Source organism: Streptomyces sp. NBC_00510 (assembly GCA_036013505.1).
Taxonomy (GTDB): domain Bacteria; phylum Actinomycetota; class Actinomycetes; order Streptomycetales; family Streptomycetaceae; genus Actinacidiphila.
Genome location: CP107851.1, coordinates 4,769,302 through 4,795,000, shown reverse-complemented (window position 1 = coordinate 4,795,000; position 25,699 = coordinate 4,769,302). Strand labels below are relative to the sequence as shown.

Below are 25,699 nucleotides of genomic sequence, written 5' to 3'. Positions count from 1 at the left end.
TGAGCGATGGGGTGACGCAGGAAGGTAGTCCAGCCCGGGCGGTGGTTGTCCCGGGGTAAGGGTGTAGGCCGAGTGGTAGGCAAATCCGCCACTCATTGAGGCTGAGACCTGATGCCGAGCCGATTGTGGTGAAGTGGATGATCCTATGCTGTCGAGAAAAGCCTCTAGCGAGTTTCATGGCGGCCCGTACCCTAAACCGACTCAGGTGGTCAGGTAGAGAATACCGAGGCGTTCGGGTGAACTGTGGTTAAGGAACTCGGCAAAATGCCCCCGTAACTTCGGGAGAAGGGGGGCCATTGCTGGTGAGGGGACTTGCTCCCTGAGCTGGTGGTGGCCGCAGAGACCAGCGAGAAGCGACTGTTTACTAAAAACACAGGTCCGTGCGAAGCCGTAAGGCGATGTATACGGACTGACGCCTGCCCGGTGCTGGAACGTTAAGGGGACCGGTTAGCTCCATTTCGGTGGGGCGAAGCTGAGAACTTAAGCGCCAGTAAACGGCGGTGGTAACTATAACCATCCTAAGGTAGCGAAATTCCTTGTCGGGTAAGTTCCGACCTGCACGAATGGCGTAACGACTTCTCGACTGTCTCAACCACAGGCCCGGTGAAATTGCACTACGAGTAAAGATGCTCGTTTCGCGCAGCAGGACGGAAAGACCCCGGGACCTTTACTACAGCTTGATATTGGTGTTCGGTTCGGCTTGTGTAGGATAGGTGGGAGACTGTGAAGCGATGGCGCCAGCCATTGTGGAGTCGTCGTTGAAATACCACTCTGGTCGTGCTGGATGTCTAACCTCGGTCCGTGATCCGGATCAGGGACAGTGTCTGGTGGGTAGTTTAACTGGGGCGGTTGCCTCCTAAAGAGTAACGGAGGCGCCCAAAGGTTCCCTCAGCCTGGTTGGCAATCAGGTGTTGAGTGTAAGTGCACAAGGGAGCTTGACTGTGAGACTGACGGGTCGAGCAGGTACGAAAGTAGGGACTAGTGATCCGGCGGTGGCTTGTGGAAGCGCCGTCGCTCAACGGATAAAAGGTACCCCGGGGATAACAGGCTGATCTTCCCCAAGAGTCCATATCGACGGGATGGTTTGGCACCTCGATGTCGGCTCGTCGCATCCTGGGGCTGGAGTCGGTCCCAAGGGTTGGGCTGTTCGCCCATTAAAGCGGTACGCGAGCTGGGTTTAGAACGTCGTGAGACAGTTCGGTCCCTATCCGCTGTGCGCGTAGGAGTCTTGAGAAGGGCTGTCCCTAGTACGAGAGGACCGGGACGGACGAACCTCTGGTGTGCCAGTTGTTCTGCCAAGGGCATGGCTGGTTGGCTACGTTCGGGAGGGATAACCGCTGAAAGCATCTAAGCGGGAAGCCTGCTTCGAGATGAGGACTCCCACCCCCTTGAGGGGTTAAGGCTCCCAGTAGACGACTGGGTTGATAGGCCGGATGTGGAAGCCCAGTAATGGGTGGAGCTGACCGGTACTAATAAGCCGAGGGCTTGTCCATAGGTTGCTCGCGTCCACTGTGTAGTTCTGAAACAACGAACCGTTGGTTCGTATAGTTTCATAGTGTTTCGGTGGTTATAGCGTTAGGGAAACGCCCGGTTACATTCCGAACCCGGAAGCTAAGCCTTTCAGCGCCGATGGTACTGCAGGGGGGACCCTGTGGGAGAGTAGGACGCCGCCGAACAAATTTTGAGCCCCGGCTCCCGAGTTTAATCACTCGGGAGCCGGGGCTTTTTTGCGTACGATCGCGGTATGACGAGCTACACGATACGTGCGTCCCGCCCCGACGAATGGCGTGCCCAGCGGGCCCTGCGGCTGGAGGCGCTCAAGGATCCCGCCAGCAGCGTGGCCTTCGTCAACACGCACGACACCGAGGCCGCGTTCACCGACGAGGTGTGGCAGCAGCGGGGGCAGACGCAGGCGTTCATCGCTGAGGACGAGGCCGGCGAACGCGTCGCGAATGTGGCCGTACTCGTGGAGACGGGCGAGGAGTTCGCCGTGCCCCAGACGCACCTGGTCGGTGTCTACGTACGGCCGGAGTTCCGGGGCGGCGCGTTGGCCGCGGAATTGCTGGGGGCGGCGATCGCGTGGTCGTGGGAGCTGCCGGAGCAGGTGCGGCGCGTGCGGCTGTGGGTGCACGAGGACAACCACCGGGCGCAGGCCTTCTACAAGCGGCTCGGCTTCGTCAGGACGGGGAGGACGATGGCGTTCCCGCTGGACGAGTCGCAGACCGAGTACGAGATGGAGCTGGAGCGCCCGTAGGGAGTGCGCTAGGGCAACCGCACCGCGTCCGGGACCTCTTCGAGGAGCGCGGGGGGCTGGGTGCCGAGGACGAGGCGGGCGTCGGCGCGCTGCCACAGCGGCCCTCGCCAGTGGTCGCGGGCCTGTTCGGGGGAGCGGAGCACGGCCAGGGTGGGCAGGCCCGCGGAGGTGCCGGTGGCCAGGAGGTCGGGGAGTTCCGGGATCGGCGCGAGGGCGGCGATGTCGTCCAGCACGAGGGTCATTGGTGGGTCGAGCCGACCGGAGGATGACCCTGCGGCCATGCGCCGGCCGTGCTCGACCACGCTGGAGACGAGTGCGGTGAGCAACGGCATCGCACCCGGGTGGGTTCGCGGGTCCTCGTTGGGCTCGCCCACCACATAGAGCGTGCCCAGATCCTTGAGGAATGACTCCAGCTCGAGGCCGTCGGCGCGTCCGGGATTGCAGGCGTCCCGGATGTGGACGGAGTTGAGGGACTCCAGGGCGCGGTGGACGAGGGCCTGGGCGGCGTCGCGGCGGTGGGTGTGGGCGTGGAGGACGGACTCGAGCTCCCCGCTCCAGCCGGAGGCGGCCTTGGAGTGCGTGCGCAGGATGCGGACGGCGTCCTGGCCGGAGGTGCCGCCCGCCCAGCGGTGCACCTGGCGGAAGGGCTGGCCGTCGACGGCGGCGGCGTGCAGCCAGCAGCGCAGGAGGGTCTCGGCGGCGTCGAACATCGCGGCGTCGACCGCGGCGCGCGGCCGTACCGGGAAGAGCAGGGCGCGGGCGCGGGTGACGGCCGTGGGGACGTCTTCGCAGCCCGAGTGCGGGGCCCAGCGGAGCCGGGCCGGGGTGTCGACCAGGTGGGCCGGGTCGTAGACGTGGACCGGGCCGAGCTTGGCGCGATTGCCGACGGTCTGGTGGAAGGTGTCCGGGTCGGCGGTGGTGACGAGGACCGGGCCCGCCGCGTTGAGGACGGACGGCTGGACGAGGCGCTTGCCCTTGTCGCTGCGGAGGGCGGCGAAGGCGGCGTAGGTGCGGGTGAGTTCGCGGTCGGTGGTCACCGACGGAGCCGCGGGGCCGGCGGCGGGGACGCCGGTGGCCGGCCCCACCGGTACGGGTTCAGGCTCGGGGGCGGCGGGCTCAGGGGCCTCCACGGGCCGCTGCGCGGCCTGCCGGGGCCGGACCGGGGTCTCGGGCTCCACGGCAGCCTCCGCGGCCTTCTGGGCGGCCGTACGGCGTGCCGCGCGGCGCAACCGGGTGCGCGCGACGACGCCCATCACGAAGACCGTGAGGACGAAGAGCACCATCAACTGCCCGATGAACACGCCCCAGAACAGCCCGGAGCCGGGCAGCCCCGCCGGTGGGGCGGGCCGCCAGGCCCCGGCGATGTCGTGGGGGTCGGCGATGAGGTGACGCATGGCCACGGGCGTGCGCGTGAAGTGGACCTCGGCCGGCCACGCCCCGTGGGAGACGAGGCCGGCTATCCCGGTGCCCGTCCACACCAGGACGGTCATGCCGAGCAGGAAGCCCATGACGCCGAGGATCAGCCCGTCCGGGATGCCGCCCTCGCGCTCCTGTCCGTGGTGCTGCGCTCTCGCCATGGTCAGGTCCCCGTTCAGGCCACCGCGTCGTCGGCCAGCTGCTTGTCGAGGGAGACCCGGGGCTCGTCGAACCCGTCCGCCCGGTCGTCCTCGTCGGCCGAGGCCTCGGTCATGGCGCGGTCGGTGTAGACCAGCGGCCGTTCGGTCTCGGTGATGAGGTGCTTGACGACCTGCACGTTGCCGTTGACGTCCCAGACGGCGATGCCGGGGGTGAGGGTGGGGATGATCTCCACCGCCCACCGGGGCAGGCCCAGCACCCGGCCGGTCGCGCGCGCCTCGTCGGCCTTCTGGGCGTAGATGGTGCGCGTGGAGGCCATCTTGAGGATCGCCGCGGCCTCCTTGGCGGCGGCGCCGTCCACCACGTCGGACAGGTGGTGGACGACGGCGACGAAGGACAGGCCGAGACGGCGGCCGAACTTCAGCAGCCGCTGGAAGAGCTGCGCGACGAACGGGCTGTTGATGATGTGCCAGGCCTCCTCGACCAGGAAGATGCGTTTCTTCCGGTCGGGGCGGATCCAGGTGTGCTCCAGCCAGACGCCGACGATCGCCATGAGGATCGGCATGGCGATGGAGTTGCGGTCGATGTGGGACAGGTCGAAGACGATGAGCGGGGCGTCGAGGTCGATGCCGGCGGTCGTCGGGCCGTCGAACATGCCCCGCAGGTCGCCGTCGACGAGCCGGTCCAGGACGAGGGCCACGTCCAGGCCCCAGGCGCGGACGTCCTCCAGGTCGACGTTCATCGACTCGGCCGAGTCGGCCATGGGGTGCCGCAGCCGGTCCACGATGTCGGTGAGGATCGGCTGGCGGTCGGTGACCGTTTCGTGGACGTACGCGTGGGCGACCTTCAGCGCGAAGCCGGAGCGCTCGTCCAGGCCGCGGCCCATCGCGACCTCGATGATCGTGCGGAGCAGGGCGAGCTGGCCCGTGGTGGTGATCGCCGGGTCGAGCGGGTTGAGCTTGATGCCCCCGTCGAGGGCCGCCATCGGGTCCAGGCGGATGGGAGTTATTCCGAGGGCCTTGGCGATGAGGTTCCACTCGCCGACGCCGTCCTCGCCCTGCGCGTCCAGGACGACGACCTGGCGGTCGCGGAAGCGCAGCTGCCGCAGGACGTACGTCTTCTCCAGGGCGGACTTGCCGTTGCCGGACTCGCCGAGGACCAGCCAGTGGGGGGCGGGGAGTTGCTGCCCGTACAGCTGGAACGGGTCGTAGATGTAGCCCTTGCCGGAGTAGACCTCGCGGCCGATGATCACGCCGGAGTCGCCGAGGCCGGGTGCGGCGGTCGGCATGTAGACGGCCTGGGCCTGGCCCGTGGAGGTGCGCACGGGGAGTCGGGTGGACTCCACCTTGCCGAAGAGGAAGCTGGTGAAGGCGTCGGTGATCGCTGCGAGGGGGTCCAGCATGGCCATGGGTGGAGAGCCTCCTCGGCGTCAGCGGTCGTCGCGCCTGGGGCGCAGGCTCCGGCGTGGCATCGTTGTCCCTGTCGTCCTTCCCATTAGCGCCGTCCCTGGAGACGGAGCGTCAAGTGCGCACAGGCGCATGGTGCTACCTCCCGGCCCCTCAGCGGCGGATGCCGGTCGCGAACGGAAGCGTGTTGACGAACGCCCGGTGGTGTTCGCGGTCGCACCACTCCAGCTTGAGGTACGACTTGCCCGCGGAGGCGCGGATCGTGCGCTTGTCGCGCGCCAGGGCCTCCGGGGAGCGGGAGGAGACCGTGATGTAGCCGACCAGGTTGACGCCCGCGGCGCCGGAGGCGAGGTCCTCGCCGCGCTGGTCGATGCGGGTGTGGTGGGCGAGGTCGCGGGGGTCGACGACGCGGTTCATCTTGGCGGCGCGGCTGGCCTCGGCGTCGTCGTTGGTCTTCTCGGTGAGCATGCGCTCGATGGCGACGTCGGTCGGTTCGAGGTCCATGCAGACGGCGACGGTGCGGATCACGTCCGGGGTGTGGACCAGCAGCGGGGCCAGGAAGTTGACGCCGACGGGGGTCAGCGGCCACTCCTTGACCCAGGCCGTGGAGTGGCACCAGGGGGCGCGGGTGGCCGACTCGCGGGTCTTGGCCTGGAGGAAGGTCGGCTCGGTCGCGTCCAGTTCCGCGGGCCAGGCGTTGCGCCGGGTCATCGCCTGGATGTGGTCGATCGGGTGGTCCGGGTCGTACATGGAGTGGATGAGCGACGCCAGCCGCGCCTGGCCGAGCGGCTGGCGGACCCGGATGTCGGCCTCGGTGAGGCGGGCGCAGATGTCGGTGAGCTCACGGGCCATGACGGCGGCGATGCCGGCGTCCTTGTCGAGGGACTTGCGGGCGCCGCCCGCGGCGCGGGCGATGGCGTTGCCCTCGGCGGCGAGCTCGCGGCTGTAGTGCATGCACGCGACGAGGTAGGCGCGGTGCTGCTCGGACGAGGTCGAGACCATCGACTGCAGTTGGTCGTAGGAGTCCTTCAGCCACTGCTCGGCCCGGTCGTCGCCGCGCTGGGCGACGTCCTTGGCGTGGGCGTCGGGGTCGGCGGGGAGGGTGCGGGCGAGCATCTGCAGCCGGGTGACGAAGCCGTCGCCGTTGGCCACGTGCTTCAGCAGGGTGCCGAAGCGTTCGACCAGGGCCTCCTGGTCCTCGCTGTCGCGCAGGCCGACGCCGGGGCCCTCGATCTCGATGGCGGCGGTCACGGTGCGCCGGTCGACGTGCAGCAGCACGGCGATCTCGTCCGGGCCGAAGGGCGCGGACAGCCAGGTGATGCGGCCGATGCCGGGGGGCGGCCCGATCTCCACCTCGCGGCCGTCGAGCCGGGTGCCGGACTCGGCGGCGGTGGAGCGGTACGTCGCGGCCGACCGCAGCGTGCGGCGGTAGCTGCGGTTGATCTCGAACCAGCGGTAGAAGGTGCGGCGCCGGTAGGGCATGTAGACGGCGGCGAAGGCGAGCAGCGGCCAGCCCGTCAGACCGAGGATGCGCAGCGGCAGCACGGGGATCAGCAGGCCGCTCATCATGCCGAGGAACGCGCCGACGATGATCAGGGCGATCTCACCGGTCTCGCGGTTCTTGCCGACGATGGCGTTGGGACGTGCCTTGCCGATCAGGTACGTACGGCGCTGCTGCGGTGCGGCGTAGGGCTGGGACGTCACCGGCTTTCGCCTCCTGCTGTCTTGCTGGTGGTTCCGCCGCCGTTGCCGCGGTCAGGGTTCGTGCGCGGCGCGGGGGCCGGTGCCGGCGCGGTGCCGTTGCGGCTGCTGTGCGCGGCGATGCCGCTGGGCACGGCGTTCGTGGGCTGTGCGCCGCCGCCCGAGGCCTGCTCCTGGGGGCCGCCACGGGTGCTGTGCGTCTTGATGCCCTGCTTCACCAGCGCGGCCGGGGAGGAGATGACGGCGGCGGCCTGGGACTGGGCGCTCGCCTTGCGGTTGCTGCGGAGGCTGGCCACATCGTCGCCGAAGCCGGGGACGAAGCGGTAGATCATCGCGCTGGCGAAGATGGCCAGCAGGATGATGGCCAGACCCGACACGACGGCGCCGAACGCGGTGGGCCCGTCGGAGCCGCTGAGCGCGCCCGCGAGGCCGAGCACGACCACGATCACCGGTTTGACGAGGATCACCGCGATCATGATCCCGGCCCAACGGCGCACGTGGTGCCACATGTTCTTGTCGACCAGGCCCGAGTACACGGCGGTGCCGAGCAGCGCGCCGACGTACAGCAGGGCGGCACGGATGACGAGTTCGAGCCACAGGACGCCGGCGGCGAGCACGGACACCAGGGAGACCACGATCAGCATGATCGGGCCGCCGCCGATGTCGGAGTCCTTGGTCAACGCGTCCTGGAACGAGCCGAAGAACGTGTCGGTGCCGGCGGAGGTGCCCGACGCGATGACCTCCGTGATGCCGTCGGTCGCCGACACGACGGTGTAGAGGATCAGCGGCGTGAAGGCGGAGGCGATGACGGTGAGCCAGAGGAAGCCGACCGCCTCGGTCAGCGCCTCGGTGAGGGGCACCCCGCGCACGGCGCGCTTGGCGACGGCCAGCAGCCACAGGAGGAGCGTGAGGAAGGTGGAGGCGGCGAAGACGACGGCGTACTGGGTGAGGAACGCCTTGTTGGTGAAGTCCACGGCCGCGGTCTTGTTGACCGCCTTGGAGAGGCCGTCGATGACCCAGGCGGCGGCGTCGGCGCAGCCGCGCGCGAGCGAGTCCAGGGGGTCGAGGGGGTCCGCCACGGAGGGGGTGTTCTTGGACCCTGTGCCGCCCTCGCAGTAGTCGCGGGCCTGTCCCACGATCAGGTCGCACGGGTTACTGCTGCCGCTCGGGCTCGGGGTGGGGCTGGGGGCGGCCACCGCGCGCGAGGCGGCCAGGACGAGGGTCGTCTGGGCAGCCGCGACCAGGGCGGTCAGGGACAGCGCGCGGCGCCGGTGGCTACCTGGCATAGGTGAACCCTCCGTAACCCTGGACCGCGTTGGCGATTTCCTCGGCGTCGGCCGCGCGGTTGTCGCCGTTGACGGGCGCGGGCCCCTCCTTCTGGCCGGACGTTTCGATTCTCCAGTCCCCGTCAACCCAGACGAGTTGCTCGGTGATGGTGAACCACGTCTGGCTCACGGGCTTCGTCGAGCCCTCCCCGGCCAGGCCGACGAGGCCCGTGCTCCACACCTCGACGGTCGCCGCGTTCTTGGAGAAGCCCGTCACGCGGGTGCCCACGGGGACGGTGCGGGAGACGAACGTGTAGCCGTCCGGCACGCTTCCGTCCTCGTTGAGCCCCACGTTGGCGAGGAAACCGGGCGAGTAGGCACGGTCGAGGTCACCCTGGAGGCGGTCGACGACCTGGGGGGCGTGGATCGCCGCGACGATCGTGTGACGGCGGGCCTCGTCGAACATGCCGTCGGAGCCGAGTGCCACGGCGTAGTTGGCGGCCGCCGACTGCGCACCCTGGTCGGTGCGGGCGTAACCCGTGGGGATGCCCGCGTCCTTGCCGTTCACCGGCTTCGTGCCGGTGGGGGATGTGGGCTGGGAACGGGCGCCGTTGGAGGAGCCGCCGCTCTGGCTGCCGCCGCCGGGGGAATCGGAGGGGGAGCCGCCGCCGCGGTTGGCGAAGGCGATGGCGGCGATGAGGAGCACGACGACGCCGACGACCGTGACGAGGCTGCGGCTGGAGCGCTGCGGGCGGCGGGAGGGGCCGCCGGTGCCGGGCGGGGGCTCGGGGAGACGGGTACGGGTCGGGGGGCCGTCCTGGCCGAGGCTCATCGGGGGCTCGCCCCCTCGGGGGTCATCGGGTGAGTGGGCATCAGCAGACAGCCTCGGGTGGGGTGCGGGGCCGGGACGGGCCCCTCGGGGACAGTGCGCAGGGGATGGGGCGGACTCCGACGCGTGGTCGCTAGACCGCCATCCCGTAGACGATGGTGAAGAGCGTGCCGAGGGAGCCGATGATGAACACGCCGGTCAGGCCGGCGATGATCAGTCCCTTGCCCTGCTCCGCACTGAAGGTGTCGCGGAGCGCCGTGGCTCCGATGCGCTGTTTCGCCGCGCCCCAGATCGCGATGGCCAGGCAGAGCAGGATCGCCACTGCCATGACCACCTCGATCATGACGCGTGCTTCGTTCCCCAGAGAGCCGAAAGGCCCCCAGTCCGGGGCGATACCACCGATGATGGTGTTGATGTCGCCCTTGTCGGCCGCCAGGAACATGAGAACTCACCACCACGCTAGATCAGTTGGCGTCCTCGACGGGGCGCAAGGAGCCAAGGTCTATCTTGGCGGAGGATGCCGCCGTCGTATGTCGACTCGGCGACTTTCTCAGCCGATTCCCCGGTGTGATCCGGGCCGCAACCGCCAGACTGGACACACTGGCGTGCGATCCGGTGTTCGATGGGACTTTGTTGACTACTCTGTGTATCACGGTGGTGAGCGGAGGGCAACGATTGGCGGCGCTGCGGGTGGGGATGCTCCCCAGGGCCTGGCGCACCGTCACCTTCCGTGCCGGGCAGGGTGATGTGACGAAGGGGTGGGGCGGGTGACGGCGGCTTCGCGGACCGCGCGGAAGGCCTGGCTGGTGTCGGGGGTCGTGGGTGGCCTCTTCATGTCGTTCGTCATGCTGCTCGTGGTCGGCACGTACCTGGTGGCGGCGAAGCTGACGGGCGGGGGCGGGGCGGTGACGCTCGCCACGGGGGCGGTGCCCGCGGCGTACCAGGGCCTGGTGCAGAAGTGGGGGAACCTCTGCGGGGCCATCGACCCGGCGCTGCTGGCGGCCCAGCTCTACCAGGAGAGCGGCTGGAACCCGAAGGCGCAGAGCGCGGCGCAGGCGCAGGGGATAGCGCAGTTCATCCCCGGGACGTGGGCGACGCACGGCGTGGACGGGGACGGCGACGGGGACCGCGACGTGTGGGACCCGGCGGACGCCATCCCCTCGGCCGCCTCGTACGACTGCGAGCTGGCCGGCTACGTCAAGGACGTGCCGGGGGACCCGACGGAGAACATGCTCGCCGCGTACAACGCGGGTGCGTACCGGGTCATCCAGGCCGGCGGGGTGCCGCGGATCCGGGAGACGCAGAACTACGTCCGGATCATCACGACCCTGCAGAAGAGCTTCGCGGCTCCCGTGGGCCCGGTGGGGCCGTCGCGGCAGTCGGCGGGCGCGATCTACTACGCCCAGCAGAAGCTGGGGACGAAGTACCTGTGGGGCGGCAACGGCACGCCGGAGCAGGGCGGCCGGTTCGACTGCTCGGGCCTGACGAAGGCGGCGTACCACTCGGTGGGGATCGAGCTGCCGCGCGTGGCCAACGACCAGTGGAACGCCGGACCGCACCCGAAGCGGGACGAGCTGCTCCCGGGCGACCTGGTCTTCTTCGCGTACGACCTGACCGACCCGCGGTCCATCCACCACGTGGGGATCTACGTCGGCGGCGGCTACATGATCAACGCTCCGTACACGGGCGCGGTGATCCGCTTCGACAAGATCGACACCCCGGACTACATCGGGGCGACGCGCGTGACGGCGGCGGGCGCGGCGGCGGTGTGACCGCCGCGCGCCCGCCGCGGCGTCGCTGTGGGTGAACACCCGGCCCCGGCATGCGGGAACGTGTCTCCCTTCGATAACACCTTGGTGATCATCCGGTGGAGACCGGAACGCGACGTACCGTGCCGTCCGTTGGACGGGGGAGAATCAACTCCCACACGGACGTGCACGGGGGTGCGGCGGAAGAGAATGAGGGGACACCGGTGGCAGAGCTCTCACTGGACGGCTCGAACCCCGACGTCAGTCTGCTCCGCGACATCAACGGGCTCGCGAAGGACGCCCCGCGCTGGTTCGACCGCGTGATGGAGGCCGTCGGCGAGTACGGCCTGATCCTGCTCATGGTGCTGATCGCCGGCTGGTGCTGGTGGCGCGTGGCGCGCCGCAGCGGCGCGGAGGCGCCGACGGCCGTGGCGGGTGTGATCTGGTCCGGGCTGGCGGCGTCGATCGCGCTGGCGCTCAACATCCCGCTGCGGAACTTCGTGGACCGGCCCCGGCCCTTCGTGGAGCACGAGGGCATCGACGTCCTGGTGAAGGGGAAGACCGACTTCTCCTTCGTCAGCGACCACGCCACCTTGACGATGGCCGTCGCGATGGGCCTGTTCATGGTCAGCCGCAAGTGGGGCCTGGCGGCCATCGCCGTCGCGCTGGCCGAGGGCTTCTGCCGCGTCTACATGGGCGTGCACTACCCCACCGACGTCCTGGGCGGCTTCGCCCTGGGCACGGCCGTCGCGCTGCTGCTGGCCCCGGCGGCGCTGGCCCTGCTGACACCGCTGACGACGGCCGTGGCGGGGTCCCGCATCGGCGTGCTCGTGCAGGCCGCCCCGGGCCGGCCGGAGGCCCGCCGGGGCGAGCCCTACCCGGAGCCGTCGGCGGTCGACAAGGACCTGGCCGCCTGACGGCCGCCGCCGGCGGACGGTGCCTCGTTACAGGGCCTGCTGGAAGCTGAACAGCCGCGCGGGGTCGTACCGGGTCTTCAGGCGGGTCAGCTTGTCGGCGGCCGAGCCGTAGTAGGCGGTGCGCCAGTCGGTCAGCGTGGCGTCGGTGTAGTTCTGGTAGGCGGCGCCGGAGGCGTGGCGGCGCATGGCCGCGTGGAGCCCGGTCAGCCAGCCCGTGGTGCCGGGGTTCTCTATGTACTGCGCCAGGAAGCGCGAGCGCCGGTGCACGAAGGCGGTGGCCGTGGGCGCGACACGGTTGACGGCGCCGCCCAGCGCGGTGAGGGAGACGCTGCCGGAGCCGGAGCGGAGCCCCTCCACCTGGGACAGGAGGGTCTGGATGCCTGCGGCGGAGAGCGAGCGGTCGTAGAAGTCCGAGCGGGCCGCGTAGGTCTCCCGGCCGAGCCGGCCGGAGGGGCTGCGACCCGGGGTGGTGCCGGGCAGGTGGCACTGGGCGGTGCTCAGGTTCGAGCAGCCCGCGTACGCGAGGGCGGCGTCGAGGTAGGAGCGCGGGTGCAGGGAGACGCTCGTCGCGGGGGCACCGATGGTGTCGGCGAGCCGGTCGACGGCGTTCGCGAGCCCGTCGCGCGAGGTGATGCCCACGGTGGCGATGCTGATCTGCGGGGATCCGGTGCCTGACTTGTCCAGGTGCAGGGCGGACCAGATCTCGTCGGGCTGGGTGGGCCCCCACTCCTGCCAGGCGCGCAGGACGGCGGCGGCCTTGCTCCAGGGCCAGGTCAGGTAGCCGGTGACGACCTGCGGTGAGGCCTGCGTGTCGAACGTCAGCCGGGTGACCACGCCGAACTGGCCGCCGCCCGCGCCGCGCAGCGCCCAGAACAACTCCGGGTTCTCGCCGGCGCTGCAGCGCAGCACCCGGCCGCCCGCCGTGACGATCTCGGCGCCGGTGAGGCTGTCGCAGGTCAGCCCGTACGCGCGGCTGAGCACCCCGTGGCCGCCGCCCAGGGTGAGGCCGGATATGCCGACCGTCGGGCACGAGCCGGCCGGCAGGGTGCGTCCGCTCGCGCCGAGCTTGGTGTAGACGTCGATGAGCTTCGCCCCGCCGCCGATGGTCGCGGTGCCGCCGGACAGGCTCACCGAGGCCATGGACGAGACGTCGAGGACGAGCCGGCCCTTGCCGCCGGAGTAGCCGGCGTAGGAGTGCCCGCCGTTGCGGACCGAGACGGGGACGCCGGTGCGGCGGGCGAAGTCCAGGCACGCGCGGATGTCCTCGGTGCCGGAGACGTACGCCACGGCGGCGGGGCGCTGCCCGTCGAAGCGGGTGTTGTACAGCAGGCGTGCGGTGGCGTAGTCCGCGTCGTCGGGCAGGACGAGGCTGCCGTCCAGGGTGCGGCCGAGGGCCTTCCAGTCGGGGCGGGCGGTCGGCGAGGCGCTGGGGGACGCGGCGCTGCCGGCCGTCGTGGCGGTGCCGGGGGTGCCGGGCGCGGCGCTGCCCGCGTGCGCGGGGCGACCGCCCTCGGGGGTGCAGGCCGTGGCCAGCCAGCCCGCCGCGGCGACGCCGGCGCCGCCGCGGATCAAAGTTCGTCGGTTCAAGGTGGGGCCTCCCGCTCCGCTTCCCCCGTGTGGTCGTCCGTGAGGACGGTGGGGAACAGGTGACCGGTTGCGGGTGGGGGATGTGACGTCCGCCGGGCCGTCGTCAGCCCTGCTCGTGGTCGGTGGCGTCGCGCCGGGCGCGGTCGCGCGCCCGGCGCGCCGGGCCCCGCCAGCCGCAGACGCAGGTCGCGCGGGAGAAGGCGCCCTGCTCGGTGGTGGTCGCCCGGTGGGGGGGCGGGGGCGGATCGCTGGGAGGCACGGAACAAAGCTACCGGCCGTGACGCGGTGCCCTGACCCTCGTTATGCCCGACGACGTCCGAGGCGCGGGTGCAGGGGGTTGGCGGAGATGGGGCAGCTCGGTCGGGCGACTGTGGCAGCCGTGGGTCTCGGGTTGTGCGCGCTGGCGGTGGCGGGGTGCTCGGCCGCCGGTGAGGCCGTCGAGGTGGACAGCGTCCCGGTCGACGCCGGGGAGACGCTGCGGCAGGCGGTGGACTCCCTGGCCGCCGCGGGCAGCTCGAAGATCGTCACGTCGATGGAGATGGCCAGCGGCGGCACGAAGATCGCCATCAGGGGCACCGGTTCCTTCGACTACGCCGAGCGCCGCGGCAGCCTCCAGGTGGTCCTGCCGCCGGACGCGGCCGGGGACGCCGAGCACGAGCCGGTCACGGAGCTGCTGACGCCCGGCGCCCTCTACATGAAGAACCGGGGCGAGGGCGTGCCCGCCGACAAGTGGGTGCGGGTCGACACGACCAGGCTGCCGGACGGCAACCTCGTCACGGGGGGCGCGACCGACCCCCTGGTGGCCGTGGAGCTGCTGCGGGGGGCGCGGGAGGTGCGGCAGACCGGGACGGAGACCCTGGACGGGGTGCGGGTGCGCCACTACCAGGGGGTCACGGACATCGCGGACGCCGCACGCGTCGCCTCACCGCTGGTGCGGGCGGAGCTCGCGGCCGCGGCGGAGGGCTTCACCGTGACCCGGGTCCCGTTCGACGCCTGGCTCGACGAGGACGGCCGGCTGCGCAAGGTGCGGCAGCGCTTCACCTTCAGCAACGGCGGGGGCGCAAGCGTACGGAGCGCGCCGGCGCAGGTCACGGTGGTCTCGACGACCGGGATGTACGGATTCGGGGTGCCGGTGCGGGTCACGCTGCCCCGGGAGACCGACATCTACACGGGGAAGATCGTTTCTGCGACCGGCCCCTGAGGGCTTGCCGAAATGGCCCGTCCGTGTCATGCACGGACCGTGCACCAGTCCCTACGCTGGGCGGGGAGGAGGTGGTGCACGTGGCGGTGTGGCTCCTGGACCAGGACGATCAGGTCCACGTGGCCCTCGCGGAGATCGAGCTGTGCTGCGAGCTGATGATCGCGGCGTCGGCGACGACCGAGGAACGGCTGAGTTCCGAGCGCATCGACGAGGTGCTGAACGTGAGCCCCCGCGTGCCCGCGCAGGGGACCCGGTGGTCGGCAGGGGCCGGTCGCTAGCTCCGGAGCAGCCGGGCTATGGCGGCGGTGGCCTCGGCCACCTTGTCGTCGGCCTCCGGTCCGCCCTTCGCCGCGGCGTCCGCCACGCAGTGCCGCAAGTGCTCCTCCAGCAACTGGAGAGCGAAGGACTGGAGAGCCTTCGTACCGGCCGACACCTGGGTGAGGATGTCGATGCAGTACACGTCCTGCTCGACCATCCGCTGCAGACCGCGGATCTGGCCCTCGATGCGGCGCAGCCGCTTGAGGTGCTGGTCCTTTTGTTTGGCGTAGCCGTGCTGGTGCGCCTCGTGCCCGTGCTCCGGAGCGTCCCCGGCGTCGTCCGCCGGCGACTGCGCCTGTTCCTCGGCGCCACCGGTCTCGGTGACCGTCATGATGTCCCTCCTGCCCCCTATACCCCGGCAGGGTATATCGTACCGAATTCGCCCCAATGTGCGAGGGCGCGCGCAGAACCCCAGCTGGGGCGCACCCGCGGCGATGAGCGACACTGTAGGACGCCGGTTAGCTGTTGCCGGATGATGCGCCTAGCATCAATGCGACCGAAACCGATGTATTCCGAGGACTTCACGTGCGCTTTCGTCTGACCCCCAGGGAGACGAGCTTCTACGACATGTTCGCCGCATCCGCGGACAACATCGTCACAGGGTCGAAGCTCCTCATGGAACTGCTCGGGGCCGATTCGGCCACCCGCTCGGAGATCGCGGAACGGATGCGTGCCGCGGAGCACGCGGGAGACGATGCCACGCACGCGATCTTCCACCAGCTGAACTCCTCCTTCATCACGCCCTTCGACCGGGAGGACATCTACTCCCTGGCGTCGTCCCTCGACGACATCATGGACTTCATGGAGGAGGCCGTCGACCTGGTGGTGCTGTACCAGGTCGAGGAACTGCCCCGTGGGGTCGAGCAGCAGATCGAGGTGCTGGCCAGGGCGGCCGAGCTGACCGCCGAGGCGATGCCGCACCTGCGGACCATGGACAACCTCACCGAGTACTGGATCGAGGTCAACCGGCTGGAGAACCAGGCGGACCAGATCCACCGCAAGCTGCTGGCCCACCTCTTCAACGGCAAGTACGACGCCATCGAGGTGCTCAAGCTCAAGCAGATCGTGGACGTCCTGGAGGAGGCGGCGGACGCCTTCGAGCACGTGGCCAACACCGTGGAGACCATCGCGGTCAAGGAGTCCTGACCCCGGTGGAGACGTTCTCTCTGGTCGTGACCATCGGCGTCGCGCTCTTCTTCACGTACACCAACGGCTTCCACGACTCCGCGAACGCCATCGCCACCTCCGTGTCCACCCGGGCACTGACCCCGCGGGCCGCGCTGGCGATGGCCGCGGTGATGAACCTCGCCGGCGCCTTCCTCGGCACCGGGATCGCCCACACCGTCAGCGAGGGCCTGATCGAGACGCCGCACGGGCAGACCGGCATGGCGATCCTCTTCTCCGGGCTGGTCGGGGCGATCGTCTGGAACCTGATCACCTGGTACTACGGCCTGCCCTCCTCCAGCAGCCACGCGCTCTTCGGCGGTCTGGTGGGGGCGGCGCTGGCCGGCGGCACGGGGGTCATCTGGTCCGGGGTGGTGGACAAGGTCATCCTGCCGATGTTCCTGTCGCCGGTCGTCGGCCTGGTCGTCGGCTACCTGGTGATGCTGGCCATCCTGTGGATCTTCCGGAAGGCCAACCCCCACAAGGCCAAGCGCGGCTTCCGCATCGCGCAGACCGTCTCGGCGGCGGGCATGGCGCTCGGCCACGGCCTGCAGGACGCGCAGAAGACGATGGGTGTCGTCGTGCTCGCGCTGACCATCGCCGACGTCCAGGAGGAGGGCGACGGGATCCCGCTGTGGGTGAAGTTCGCCTGCGCGGCGATGCTCTCGCTCGGTACGTACGCCGGCGGCTGGCGCATCATGCGCACCCTCGGCCGCAAGATCATCGAGCTGGACCCGCCGCAGGGCTTCGCCGCCGAGACCACGGCGGCGTCGATCCTCTACACGACCGCCTACATCTTCAAGGCGCCGATCTCCACGACCCACATCATCACCTCGGCGATCATGGGCGTCGGTGCGACGAAGAGGGTCAACGCGGTCCGCTGGGGCGTCGCGAAGAACATCGTGACCGGCTGGTTCATCACCATGCCGGCCGCGGGGCTGGTGGCCGCGCTGGTCTACGCCGTGGTGCACGTGGCCTTCGGCTGAGCCGGGGACGGCCCGCCCCCGGGTACGCGCCCCCGGGTACGACGCAAATGGGCCCGCCCCCCGTACGGGGGGCGGGCCCTTCGCCTTGCGGTGGCACCGCCATGCAGCACCGCAGGACGGCTGTGGCCGGCTGCGGGACGGATCAGCCGAAGCGGCCGGAGATGTAGTCCTCGGTCGCCTGGACGGACGGGTTGGAGAAGATGCGCTCCGTCTCGTCGATCTCGATCAGCTTGCCGGGCTGGCCCACCGCCGACAGGTTGAAGAAGGCGGTGCGGTCGGAGACGCGCGCGGCCTGCTGCATGTTGTGGGTCACGATGACGATGGTGAAACGCTCCTTGAGCTCACCGATCAGGTCCTCGATGGCGAGGGTGGAGATCGGGTCGAGCGCGGAGCAGGGCTCGTCCATGAGCAGGACCTGGGGCTCGACCGCGATGGCGCGGGCGATGCACAGACGCTGCTGCTGACCGCCGGACAGGCCCGAGCCGGGCTTGTTGAGGCGGTCCTTGACCTCGTTCCAGAGGTTGGCGCCGCGCAGCGACCGCTCGACGATCGCGTCGAGGTCGCTCTTCTTCTTGACGCCGTTCAGCTTCAGGCCGGCCGCGACGTTGTCGTAGACCGACATCGTCGGGAACGGGTTGGGGCGCTGGAAGACCATGCCGACCGTGCGGCGCACGGAGACCGGGTCCACGCCGGGGCCGTAGAGGTTCTCGTCGTCCAGGAGCACCTTGCCCTCGACGCGGCCGCCGGGGGTGACCTCGTGCATGCGGTTGAGGGTGCGCAGGAAGGTGGACTTGCCGCAGCCGGACGGGCCGATGAAGGCCGTCACCGTGCGCGGCTCGATGTTCATCGAGATGTCGTCGATCGCCCTGAAGCCGCCGTAGTACGCGGAGAGTCCGCTGACGTCGATTCGCTTGGCCATGGTGGTGATGCTCGCAATCCTTGGGTCGCTGATGTTGGCCGCGTCAGCGACCGGTCTTCGGGGCCTTCCAGCGCGCGATGCCGCGCGCCATCAGGTTGAGGATCATGACGAAGGCGATCAGCACGAGTGCCGCCGCCCACGCCCGGTCATAGCTCGCGTCGTTGCCGTTCTGGTACTGCTGGAAGATGTAGAACGGCAGCGAGGCCTGAGGGCCGTTGAACGGGTCGTTGTTGATCAGGTTGTTGCCGAAGACCAACAGCGCGATGGGGGCGCTCTCGCCGGCGATGCGGGCGACCGCGAGCATGACGCCCGTGGTGATGCCGCCGATCGCGGTCGGGATGACCACCTTCACGATGGTGCGCCACTTGGGGACACCGAGCGCCAGCGAGGCCTCGCGCAGCTCGTTCGGGACGAGCTTGAGCATCTCCTCGGTGGAGCGGACGACCACCGGCATCATCAGGATGGCCAGGGCCATGGCGCCGGCGAAGCCCGAGGGGCCGAAGCCCAGCAGCAGGTTCCAGGTCGACAGGATGAACAGACCGGCGACGATCGACGGGATGCCCGTCATGACGTCGACAAAGAAGGTCACCGCCAGGGCGAGCCGGCCCTTGCCGTACTCGACCAGGTAGACGGCGGTCAGCATGCCGATCGGGGCCGCGATGGCGGTGGCGATGCCGACCTGCTCCAGGGTGCCGATGATGGCGTGGTACACACCGCCGCCCTCGCCGATGGTCAGCACGCCGTTCATGGAGTGCGACAGGAAGGCGCCGTCGAGGATCTTGACGCCCTTGCTGACCGTGGTCTGGATCAGCGAGTACAGCGGGAGCGCGGCGAGGATGAAGGACGCCCAGACGACGCTGGTGGCGACCCGGTCCTTGGCTTGGCGGCGGCCCTCGACCGCCGTGGCGATCGCGTAGGTGCCGAGCACGAACAGCAGGACGGCGATCAGGCCCCACTGGAGCTTGCTGTCCAGGCCGGCACCGAGGCCGATGCCGACGGCGAGCACGAGCGCGCCGGCCGCTATGCCCGCGGGGGCCCACTTCGGGAGCCGGCGCTGGGCCAGGGCCCGCTGCGGCACCGCGGGGGCGGAGCGCTTGTCTGCTACTGCGTGGCTCATGCGTTGGCCCCCGAGTATTCCTTGCGCTTGGCGATGATCGCGCGGGCGGCGCCGTTGACGAGCAGGGTGATGACGAAGAGCACCAGACCGGAGGCGATCAGCGCGTCACGGCCGAACTCGTTGGCCTCGCCGAACTTGGCGACGATGTTCTGGGAGAAGGTCCCGCCGACCGGGTCCAGGACGTGCACCGACAGGATGGGCGCGGCGGACAGCACCGTGGCGACGGCCATCGTCTCGCCGAGCGCGCGGCCGAGGCCGAGCATCGAGGCGCTGATGATGCCGGACCGGGCGAAGGGGAGCACCGACATGCGGATGGTCTCCCAGCGGGTCGCGCCGAGGGCCAGGGCGGCCTCCTCGTGCATCCGCGGCACCTGCCGGAAGACCTCGCGGCTGACGTTGGTGATGATCGGGAGGATCATGATCGCCAGCAGGATGCCGACGGTGAAGATCGAGCGGGCCGCGCCCTGCGGGTCTTCCTTCTCGAAGACGACGGTCCAGCCGAGGTACTCGTCCAGCCACATGTTGAGGCCGGTCAGGTGCGGGACCAGGAACAGCGCGCCCCACAGGCCGTAGATGATGCTGGGCACGGCGGCGAGCAGGTCGACGATGTACGAGAGCGGGGAGGCGAGGCGGCGCGGCGCGTAGTGCGAGATGAACAGCGCGATGCCGACCGCGATCGGGACCGCGATGGCCATCGCGATGATCGAGCTGACGATCGTGCCGTAGGCCAGCACCGCGATGCCGAAGACCGGCGGGTTGGCGTTGGCGTTCCACTCGAAGGTGGTCAGGAAGTTGCCGTGGTCCTTGGAGATCGCGTTGATCGCGCGGATCGTCAGGAAGATCGCGATCGACGCCATGACGACCAGCAGCAGGATGCCGGAACCACGGGACAGGCCCGAGAAGATCTTGTCGCCAGGGCGCGTGACGTTCGCCCCGGCGTGCTTCGCGGCCGTTGGCGGGGTGGGGTTCTGTGTAGTTATAGCCATCGGTTTTTTCTCCGGTCTGGGTGGGGGATCACTCCCCCGGCGGCGGTGCACCGGAAGTGCGACCGGCCCCGCGACGTGCGTCGCGGGGCCGGTCGACTGGGTTAGGACAGGGCGTCCACGGTGGAGCGGACCTTCGTGGCGATCTCGGCCGGGAGCGGCGCGTAGCCGGCCTCGGACAGGATCGACTGGCCCTCCTCGGAGGCGGTGTAGCCCAGGAAGGACTTCACCAGCGGCAGGGTGTCGGCCTTGTTGCCCTTGTCACAGGCGATCTCGTAGGTCACCAGGACGATCGGGTAGGCGTTGTCGGCCTTGGTGGTGTACGCGGCGGACATGTCCAGGGACAGGTCGGCACCGGTGCCCACGACCTTCGCCTGCGCGATGCCGGCGGAGGCGTTGTCGGCGGTGGCCTCGACCGGGGCGGAGGCGCCGGTGTCGACCTTCACCGTCTTGATGCTGTTGGCGGTCGCGTAGGAGAGCTCGAAGTAACCGATGGAGCCGTTGACCTGCTTGACCTGGGCCGCGACACCGGCGGACTTGGCGGCGGACTGGCCGCCCTTGCCCGCCCACGCCTTGGCGTGCTCGTACGGCCACGCGTCCTTGGCGGCACCGTTGAAGTACTTGGTGAGGTTGTCCGTGGTGCCGGACTCGTCCTGACGGTGGAAGGTCTGGATCTTGGAGCTGGGGAGCTTGGCGTCCGGGTTCAGCTTCTTGATGGCCGCGTCGTCCCAGGTGGTGATCTTCGAGTCGAAGATCTTGGCCAGGGTCGGGGCGTCCAGGACCAGGTTGTCCACGCCGGAGACGTTGTAACCGATGGCGATGGGGCCGCCGACCATCGGGATGCTGATGCCGGTGCCGTCGGTGCAGACCTTCTTGGACGCCTCGACCTCTTCGGGCTTCAGCGGCGAGTCGGAGCCGGCGAAGCCGTCCGTGCCGTTGTTGAAGTCGATGATGCCCTCACCGGAGGACGACGCCTTGTAGTTGATCTGGGCGTCGGCGCAGGCCTGCTGGTAGTTCTTGACCCAGGCGTCCATGGCGTTCTGCTGCGCCGAGGAGCCCGAAGCGAGGAGCTGGCCGCCCTTGTCCGCGCACTTGATGCTGCTGGACGAGGTGGGCGCCTTGCTGCTGTCGCCGCCCGCGTTCGTGTTGTCGTCCGAACCGCACGCAGTGAGCATGAGGGCACCGGAGACCGCGACCGCGCCGACGGTCAGGGCGCGGAGCCCGCTCTTACGCTGAAGCTTCACCTTTGGTGATTCCTTCCTGAAGCCCGCCGGTGGACGGCGAAGCAGAGGTATGGATTTCTGCATCCACCCGGCGGCTGCTCGCTCACCGGTAAGGCCGAAATTAGGCAGATCAGGTGAAGTGGTCGACGGCCAAGGGTGAACGCAAGGTGAACCTCGCATATCAGTGCGGTGCTGTAGCCCACACCGAGTGGCGTACGTCTCAGCGTGCCATCGTCACCTGCGCGTTCCGCGCAGGAACGCGTCGAGCACGGCACGGTCCCGCTCATGGGTGAGCCGGTTGCGCGCGGCGGCCGGCGGCAGCCAGACCATGCGGTCGACCTCGTGGTTCGGGGCGAAGGAGCCCTCACGCGCCTCGGCGGCCCAGTAACGCACGATCTTCGTGCGCCCCTCCACGACGTACGTGGAGGAGGGGAGCACCCGCCCGGGCACGCAGTCGAGCCCGGTCTCCTCCTTGACCTCGCGGAGCGCGCCGTCCAGCGCCGTCTCCCCGCGCTTCAACTTCCCCTTGGGAAGCGACCAGTCGTCGTACTTGGGGCGGTGGATCAGCGCGATCTCCAGGCCGTCGTCGAACGGGGAGCGGCGCCACAGCACCGCTCCGGCGGCGAGGATCGGGGTGTCGGCGGTTCCGGTGGAGGCGATGGCGGTGCTCCTTTCCGGGCGGGGCTGCGGGTCACGGGCCGCTCCCGCGGGCGGGCGGACGCTCAGTGCGACCGTCAGCGTGACCACAGGTGGGCGAAGGCGTACCGGGCCGCCTCCACCTCCAGGCGCTGGTCGGCGTGGAGCACGCCCAGCGCGTAGGCGGTGGCGGGGGCGATCCGCGGGGTGCGTGCGGCGGCGGTGACGGCGGTCGCCGCCTCCGAGGCCTCGCGGTGCTGCTCCAGCACCCGCGCCGCGGCGGCCAGCCGGGCGGCGGAGTCCCCGTCGTCGTAGGCCAGCACCTCCTGGGCGTAACGGCGCAGGCGCAGCAGGACGCGGACCCGGTTCCACGCGGCGTCCTGGCGTTCGGCGGGCAGTTCGCCGGCGAGCGCGGCGTGGAGCGTCTCGCCGTTGTACGGGTGCCGTGCGCGCGTCAGCGGCAGCGCGGCCGCGGCCTCGGTGAGCCGGGCGTGGGCCTGTTCCGCCAGCAGCGGCAGCACGGTGGCGGCGGGTTTGCGCGCCGCGGGGGACAGCGGCACCTCGGAGGCGAGCACCGCCACCGCGTCCACCACCGCGTGGAACCGCGAGGAGCCCATGGCCTGCAGGGCGGCGGAGTGCGCCCGGGTCCGGGCGAGGGTGAGCTGACGTTCCAGCAGGGCACCGGCCCGGGCGGCGCCCACGGCGAGCGGGCCGCTCGCGGCGCCGCCGCGTTCGGCGGCCTGCGGCGGAGCGGGGGAGCGACGGGTCCCGGCGGCGTGGGCCACCGCGGTCAGCGGTTCCGGGAGCTCGGCGGGCGCCTGGGGCGCGGCCGCCGTGCCGCGCGGGGTCTCCGCGACGCCGCCCAGGCGCTCGCGGGGCGGTTCGGACACCGCGGCCGCCGGGTCCGGCGCGGTGGGCACCGGCAGCCACAGGCCGAGGTCGTCGTCGGAGGGAGCGGCGGGGATGCCCCCGGTGTCCTCCGCGGAGGCCAGCCGCTGCAGTGCGCCGATCAGCCGGCTGAGCCGGGCGGCGTAGCGGTGCTCGCGGCCGAGGGTGTCGGTGAGCCAGCCGAGCTCGGCCCGCAGGGGGTCGGCCCAGCCCGGGTCGGTGAGCGACCCGAAGGTGTGCAGCGTGCCGGCGATGCGGCGGGCCGAGCGGCGCATCTGGCGGCCGCTCTCGGCGGTGTCGTCCTGGGGGCGGCCGGGTTCGCCCTCACGTGGTGCCAGTGCGCGCAGAAAGGCCGTGGCCTCCTCCCGCAGGTACTGTCCGAGGACCGCACCGGCCTCACGGTCGGGGAGCCCGCCGGCGGTCAGGCCGGCGGGCGTCGCTGCCGTGTCAGGGTGTCGCTGGGCCACGCCGGCGCCTCCGCGCATCGATGAGCATCTCCTGGATGTGGGGCAGCGGACGCCCTTCGGCGTCGGTGCTGTGCCGGGTCCAGTCCCCGTCCGGGCCGAGCCACCAGGACGAGGTGGAGTCCGAGGTTCCGGTCTCCAGGAATCGGTTCAGGGAGGCGCGGTGCGCCGGGTCGGCGACCCGGACCAGCGCCTCGATCCGGCGGTCGAGGTTGCGGTGCATCATGTCGGCGCTGCCGAGCCACACCTCGGGGTCGCCTCCGTTGCCGAAGACGAAGACCCGGGAGTGCTCCAGGAAGCGGCCGAGCACGCTGCGCACCCGGATGTTCTCCGACAGCCCCGGCACCCCCGGGCGCAGCGCGCAGATGCCGCGCACCCAGACGTCGACGGGCACGCCGGCCATGGAGGCCCGGTACAGGGCGTCGATGATCGCCTCGTCGACCATCGAGTTGGCCTTGATCCGGATGTACGCGGGCCGGCCCTCGCGGTGGTGGGCGATCTCCGCGAGGATCCGCGAGACCAGCCCGTCGCGCAGGCTGCGCGGGGCCACCAGCAGCCGGTTGTAGGTCTCGCGGCGCGAGTAGCCGGAGAGCCGGTTGAACAGGTGGGACAGGTCGGCGCCGACCTGCGCGTCGGCGGTCAGCAGCCCGAGGTCCTCGTAGAGCCGGGCGGTCTTCGGGTGGTAGTTGCCGGTGCCGACGTGGCTGTAGCGGCGCAGCGTGTCGCCCTCCTGGCGGACCACCAGCGACAGCTTGCAGTGCGTCTTCAGCCCGACCAGGCCGTAGACGACGTGGCAGCCGGCCTCCTCCAGCTTGCGGGCCCACTTGATGTTGGCCTGCTCGTCGAAGCGCGCCTTGATCTCGACCAGCACCAGCACCTGCTTGCCGGCCTCGGCGGCGTCGATCAGCGCGTCCACGATCGGCGAGTCGCCGGAGGTGCGGTACAGCGTCTGCTTGATGGCCAGGACGTCCGGGTCCTGCGCGGCCTGCTCCAGGAACCGCTGCACGGAGGTGGAGAAGGAGTTGTAGGGGTGGTGCAGCAGCACGTCGCGCTCGCGCAGCGCCGCGAAGACGTCGGTGGCGTGCGCGGACTCGACCTCGGCCAGGTCCGGGTGGGTGCCGCCGACGAACTTCGGGAACCTCAGCTCCGGACGGTCCTGCCCGGCGATCGCGAACAGCCCGGTCAGGTCGAGCGGTCCGGGCAGCGGGTAGACCTCGGCGTCCTCTATGTTCAGCTCCTGGACCAGGGTGTCCAGGGCCTGCGGGGAGATCGACTCCTCGACCTCCAGGCGGACCGGGGGACCGAAGCGGCGCCGCAGCAGCTCCTTCTCCAGGGCCTGGAGCAGGTTCTCCGCGTCGTCCTCCTCGACCTCCAGGTCCTCGTTCCGGGTCACCCGGAACATGTGGCTGTCCAGCACCTCCATGCCGGGGAACAGCTCCTCCAGGTGCGCGGCGATGACGTCCTCCAGCGGGACGAAGCGCTGCGGGCCGGCCTCGAGGAACCGGGACAGGATCGGCGGGACCTTCACACGGGCGAAGTGGTCGTGACCGGAGACCGGGTTGCGCACGGTGACGGCCAGGTTCAGGGACAGGCCGGAGATGTACGGGAACGGGTGCGCCGGGTCGACGGCCAGCGGAGTCAGGACCGGGAAGATCTTGTTGCGGAAGAGCGTGAAGAGCCGGGCCTGCTCCTTCTCGGTGAGGTCGCTCCACCGGATGATGTGGATGTCCTCCTCGGCCAGCGCCGGGGCAACGTCGTTCTGGAAGCAGGCGGCGTGCCGGGCCATGAGCTCGCGGGCGCGGGTGAGGATGTTCTCCAGCACCTTGGTGGGCGACAGGCCGGAGGCCGAGCGCTGGGCGACGCCGGTGGTGATGCGGCGCTTCAGGCCGGCGACGCGGACCATGAAGAACTCGTCCAGGTTGCTGGCGAAGATCGCGAGGAAGTTGGCCCGTTCGAGGAGGGGCGTGCCCGGATCCTCGGCGAGTTCCAGCACGCGCTCGTTGAAGGCCAGCCAGCTCTGCTCGCGGTCAAGGAAACGGTTCAGCGGGAGCTCTTCGTCCGTGCCCTCGTCCACCGCCGCGTCGGCCGGAAGGGCCTCGCCCGACTTCTCCGCCGGCCGCGGCACGGTCGCGAGGCCGTCCAGGCGCTTGAGCTCGGGGTGCAGGGGCGGGACGACGTGCGGGCGGCCGTAGGACGGGGACTGCTCCGCCGGGGGCTGTTCCGCCGGGGTCTCGGACTCGGCGGGAGCACCGGAGCCGGACCGCTCGGTCCGGGCGTTCGTCGGGAAATTCATCGAGGCCATGGGTGCGAGCCCTCCTCCGGATCCGGCACGTCGTTCACGTGGACGGCGGCGCACGGAACCCGGCCACCGACCATGCCTCCATTGTCCCCGGCGCGCCGGGATACCGGCAGGTCGAGAGGGGGGAGGTGGGTCGCGGCGGGCGTCTGCATTCACAGATGCTCGCAAGCGAGTTTGAATCGCCGGTAACGGGCAGGTGGCGGTCAGGAAATCGCCGTA

General features: G+C 70.3%; 23 protein-coding genes and 2 rRNA genes (1 of these 25 cut by a window edge). 9 read left to right on the top strand and 16 right to left on the bottom strand.

Features of this window, described 5'->3' with window-relative positions; translation table 11 throughout:
* From OG937_21530 to OG937_21520, 3 genes are all read left to right on the top strand, one after another.
* Positions 1-1,493: ribosomal RNA gene (locus OG937_21530) — 23S ribosomal RNA — on the top strand (it extends 1,630 nt beyond the left edge of the window).
* 66 nt (positions 1,494-1,559) lie between these two features.
* Positions 1,560-1,676: ribosomal RNA gene (rrf, locus tag OG937_21525) — 5S ribosomal RNA — on the top strand.
* 68 nt (positions 1,677-1,744) lie between these two features.
* Complete coding sequence (locus tag OG937_21520; GenBank protein ID WUD74088.1) at positions 1,745-2,254, top strand: GNAT family N-acetyltransferase; 510 nt, start codon at positions 1,745-1,747, stop codon at positions 2,252-2,254.
* Between the two features lie 8 nt (positions 2,255-2,262).
* Here the strand turns inward: OG937_21520 and OG937_21515 are convergent, their stop codons facing one another.
* From OG937_21515 to OG937_21490, 6 genes are all read right to left on the bottom strand, one after another.
* On the bottom strand, positions 2,263-3,831 hold the full coding sequence (locus tag OG937_21515) for a TraM recognition domain-containing protein (protein WUD74087.1): 1,569 nt from the start codon (positions 3,829-3,831) through the stop codon (positions 2,263-2,265).
* A 14-nt stretch (positions 3,832-3,845) separates the two neighbouring features.
* Positions 3,846-5,231, bottom strand: coding sequence for an ATP-binding protein (locus tag OG937_21510; protein ID WUD78835.1), 1,386 nt, complete (start codon positions 5,229-5,231; stop codon positions 3,846-3,848).
* Between the two features lie 157 nt (positions 5,232-5,388).
* Positions 5,389-6,939 carry a hypothetical protein gene (locus OG937_21505; GenBank protein ID WUD74086.1) on the bottom strand — a complete coding sequence of 517 codons (1,551 nt, stop codon included), beginning with the start codon at positions 6,937-6,939 and terminating at the stop codon, positions 5,389-5,391.
* Positions 6,936-8,222, bottom strand: coding sequence for a hypothetical protein (locus OG937_21500; GenBank protein WUD74085.1), 1,287 nt, complete (start codon positions 8,220-8,222; stop codon positions 6,936-6,938). The genes OG937_21505 and OG937_21500 overlap by 4 nt, the downstream gene beginning before the upstream one ends.
* A complete protein-coding gene (locus OG937_21495) occupies positions 8,212-9,033 on the bottom strand; it encodes a hypothetical protein (protein WUD74084.1) in 822 nt (273 codons plus the stop codon). The genes OG937_21500 and OG937_21495 overlap by 11 nt, the downstream gene beginning before the upstream one ends.
* A 130-nt stretch (positions 9,034-9,163) precedes the next feature.
* Entirely contained in the window at positions 9,164-9,472 is a 309-nt protein-coding gene (locus OG937_21490; GenBank protein WUD74083.1) for a hypothetical protein, read from the bottom strand.
* 391 nt (positions 9,473-9,863) lie between these two features.
* Between OG937_21490 and OG937_21485 the strand changes: the two genes are divergently transcribed.
* Together OG937_21485 and OG937_21480 are read left to right on the top strand one after the other, a co-directional pair.
* A complete protein-coding gene (locus OG937_21485; protein ID WUD74082.1) occupies positions 9,864-10,802 on the top strand; it encodes a bifunctional lytic transglycosylase/C40 family peptidase in 939 nt (312 codons plus the stop codon).
* Positions 10,803-11,002: 200 nt separating this feature from the next.
* Positions 11,003-11,695: a phosphatase PAP2 family protein gene (locus OG937_21480; GenBank protein WUD74081.1), complete on the top strand. Its 693-nt coding sequence runs from the start codon at positions 11,003-11,005 to the stop codon at positions 11,693-11,695.
* A gap of 27 nt (positions 11,696-11,722) precedes the next feature.
* On the opposite strand, the gene OG937_21475 is transcribed toward OG937_21480, so the two are convergent.
* Positions 11,723-13,282 (bottom strand): FAD-binding oxidoreductase, encoded by a 1,560-nt coding sequence (locus OG937_21475; GenBank protein WUD74080.1) that lies wholly within the window; start codon positions 13,280-13,282, stop codon positions 11,723-11,725.
* A gap of 103 nt (positions 13,283-13,385) precedes the next feature.
* Complete coding sequence (locus tag OG937_21470; GenBank protein ID WUD74079.1) at positions 13,386-13,541, bottom strand: hypothetical protein; 156 nt, start codon at positions 13,539-13,541, stop codon at positions 13,386-13,388.
* Positions 13,542-13,661: 120 nt separating this feature from the next.
* Here OG937_21470 and OG937_21465 point away from each other — a divergent pair, with 120 nt between their 5' ends.
* Both OG937_21465 and OG937_21460 read left to right on the top strand, forming a co-directional pair.
* A complete protein-coding gene (locus tag OG937_21465) occupies positions 13,662-14,483 on the top strand; it encodes a hypothetical protein (GenBank protein ID WUD74078.1) in 822 nt (273 codons plus the stop codon).
* Positions 14,484-14,554: 71 nt separating this feature from the next.
* On the top strand, positions 14,555-14,761 hold the full coding sequence (locus OG937_21460; GenBank protein ID WUD74077.1) for a hypothetical protein: 207 nt from the start codon (positions 14,555-14,557) through the stop codon (positions 14,759-14,761).
* Here the strand turns inward: OG937_21460 and OG937_21455 are convergent.
* Positions 14,758-15,132, bottom strand: coding sequence for a metal-sensitive transcriptional regulator (locus tag OG937_21455; GenBank protein ID WUD74076.1), 375 nt, complete (start codon positions 15,130-15,132; stop codon positions 14,758-14,760). The genes OG937_21460 and OG937_21455 overlap by 4 nt on opposite strands.
* A gap of 194 nt (positions 15,133-15,326) precedes the next feature.
* Between OG937_21455 and OG937_21450 the strand changes: the two genes are divergently transcribed.
* Positions 15,327-15,947, top strand: coding sequence for a DUF47 family protein (locus OG937_21450; protein WUD74075.1), 621 nt, complete (start codon positions 15,327-15,329; stop codon positions 15,945-15,947).
* Between the two features lie 5 nt (positions 15,948-15,952).
* Positions 15,953-16,951 (top strand): inorganic phosphate transporter, encoded by a 999-nt coding sequence (locus OG937_21445; protein WUD74074.1) that lies wholly within the window; start codon positions 15,953-15,955, stop codon positions 16,949-16,951.
* A 142-nt stretch (positions 16,952-17,093) separates the two neighbouring features.
* On the opposite strand, the gene pstB is transcribed toward OG937_21445, so the two are convergent.
* From pstB to OG937_21410, 7 genes are all read right to left on the bottom strand, one after another.
* Entirely contained in the window at positions 17,094-17,870 is a 777-nt protein-coding gene (gene pstB, locus OG937_21440; protein ID WUD74073.1) for a phosphate ABC transporter ATP-binding protein PstB, read from the bottom strand.
* Positions 17,871-17,913: 43 nt separating this feature from the next.
* Positions 17,914-18,987, bottom strand: a complete 1,074-nt coding sequence (gene pstA / locus OG937_21435; GenBank protein ID WUD74072.1) for a phosphate ABC transporter permease PstA — start codon at positions 18,985-18,987, stop codon at positions 17,914-17,916.
* Positions 18,984-19,973 carry a phosphate ABC transporter permease subunit PstC gene (gene pstC, locus OG937_21430; GenBank protein ID WUD74071.1) on the bottom strand — a complete coding sequence of 330 codons (990 nt, stop codon included), beginning with the start codon at positions 19,971-19,973 and terminating at the stop codon, positions 18,984-18,986. Before pstC ends, pstA begins: the two co-directional genes overlap by 4 nt.
* Before the next feature lie 101 nt (positions 19,974-20,074).
* Positions 20,075-21,214, bottom strand: a complete 1,140-nt coding sequence (pstS, locus tag OG937_21425; protein ID WUD74070.1) for a phosphate ABC transporter substrate-binding protein PstS — start codon at positions 21,212-21,214, stop codon at positions 20,075-20,077.
* A gap of 213 nt (positions 21,215-21,427) precedes the next feature.
* Positions 21,428-21,853 carry an NUDIX hydrolase gene (locus tag OG937_21420; GenBank protein WUD78834.1) on the bottom strand — a complete coding sequence of 142 codons (426 nt, stop codon included), beginning with the start codon at positions 21,851-21,853 and terminating at the stop codon, positions 21,428-21,430.
* 74 nt (positions 21,854-21,927) lie between these two features.
* Positions 21,928-23,202, bottom strand: coding sequence for a CHAD domain-containing protein (locus OG937_21415; GenBank protein WUD74069.1), 1,275 nt, complete (start codon positions 23,200-23,202; stop codon positions 21,928-21,930).
* Positions 23,165-25,483, bottom strand: coding sequence for an RNA degradosome polyphosphate kinase (locus OG937_21410; protein ID WUD74068.1), 2,319 nt, complete (start codon positions 25,481-25,483; stop codon positions 23,165-23,167). Before OG937_21410 ends, OG937_21415 begins: the two co-directional genes overlap by 38 nt.
* Between the last annotated feature and the right edge of the window lie 216 nt (positions 25,484-25,699).

Bases quoted from the DNA above. Each gene is read 5' to 3' on its own strand.
- pstA (WUD74072.1), bottom strand. From the start codon at position 18,987: ATGAGCCACGCAGTAGCAGACAAGCGCTCCGCCCCCGCGGTGCCGCAG.
- OG937_21415 (WUD74069.1), bottom strand. From the start codon at position 23,202: ATGCGCGGAGGCGCCGGCGTGGCCCAGCGACACCCTGACACGGCAGCG.
- OG937_21520 (WUD74088.1), top strand. From the start codon at position 1,745: ATGACGAGCTACACGATACGTGCGTCCCGCCCCGACGAATGGCGTGCC.
- OG937_21485 (WUD74082.1), top strand. From the start codon at position 9,864: ATGTCGTTCGTCATGCTGCTCGTGGTCGGCACGTACCTGGTGGCGGCG.
- pstC (WUD74071.1), bottom strand. From the start codon at position 19,973: ATGGCTATAACTACACAGAACCCCACCCCGCCAACGGCCGCGAAGCAC.
- OG937_21410 (WUD74068.1), bottom strand. From the start codon at position 25,483: ATGGCCTCGATGAATTTCCCGACGAACGCCCGGACCGAGCGGTCCGGC.
- OG937_21510 (WUD78835.1), bottom strand. From the start codon at position 5,231: ATGCTGGACCCCCTCGCAGCGATCACCGACGCCTTCACCAGCTTCCTC.
- OG937_21500 (WUD74085.1), bottom strand. From the start codon at position 8,222: ATGCCAGGTAGCCACCGGCGCCGCGCGCTGTCCCTGACCGCCCTGGTC.
- OG937_21455 (WUD74076.1), bottom strand. From the start codon at position 15,132: ATGACGGTCACCGAGACCGGTGGCGCCGAGGAACAGGCGCAGTCGCCG.
- pstB (WUD74073.1), bottom strand. From the start codon at position 17,870: ATGGCCAAGCGAATCGACGTCAGCGGACTCTCCGCGTACTACGGCGGC.
- OG937_21495 (WUD74084.1), bottom strand. From the start codon at position 9,033: ATGAGCCTCGGCCAGGACGGCCCCCCGACCCGTACCCGTCTCCCCGAG.
- OG937_21515 (WUD74087.1), bottom strand. From the start codon at position 3,831: ATGGCGAGAGCGCAGCACCACGGACAGGAGCGCGAGGGCGGCATCCCG.
- OG937_21490 (WUD74083.1), bottom strand. From the start codon at position 9,472: ATGTTCCTGGCGGCCGACAAGGGCGACATCAACACCATCATCGGTGGT.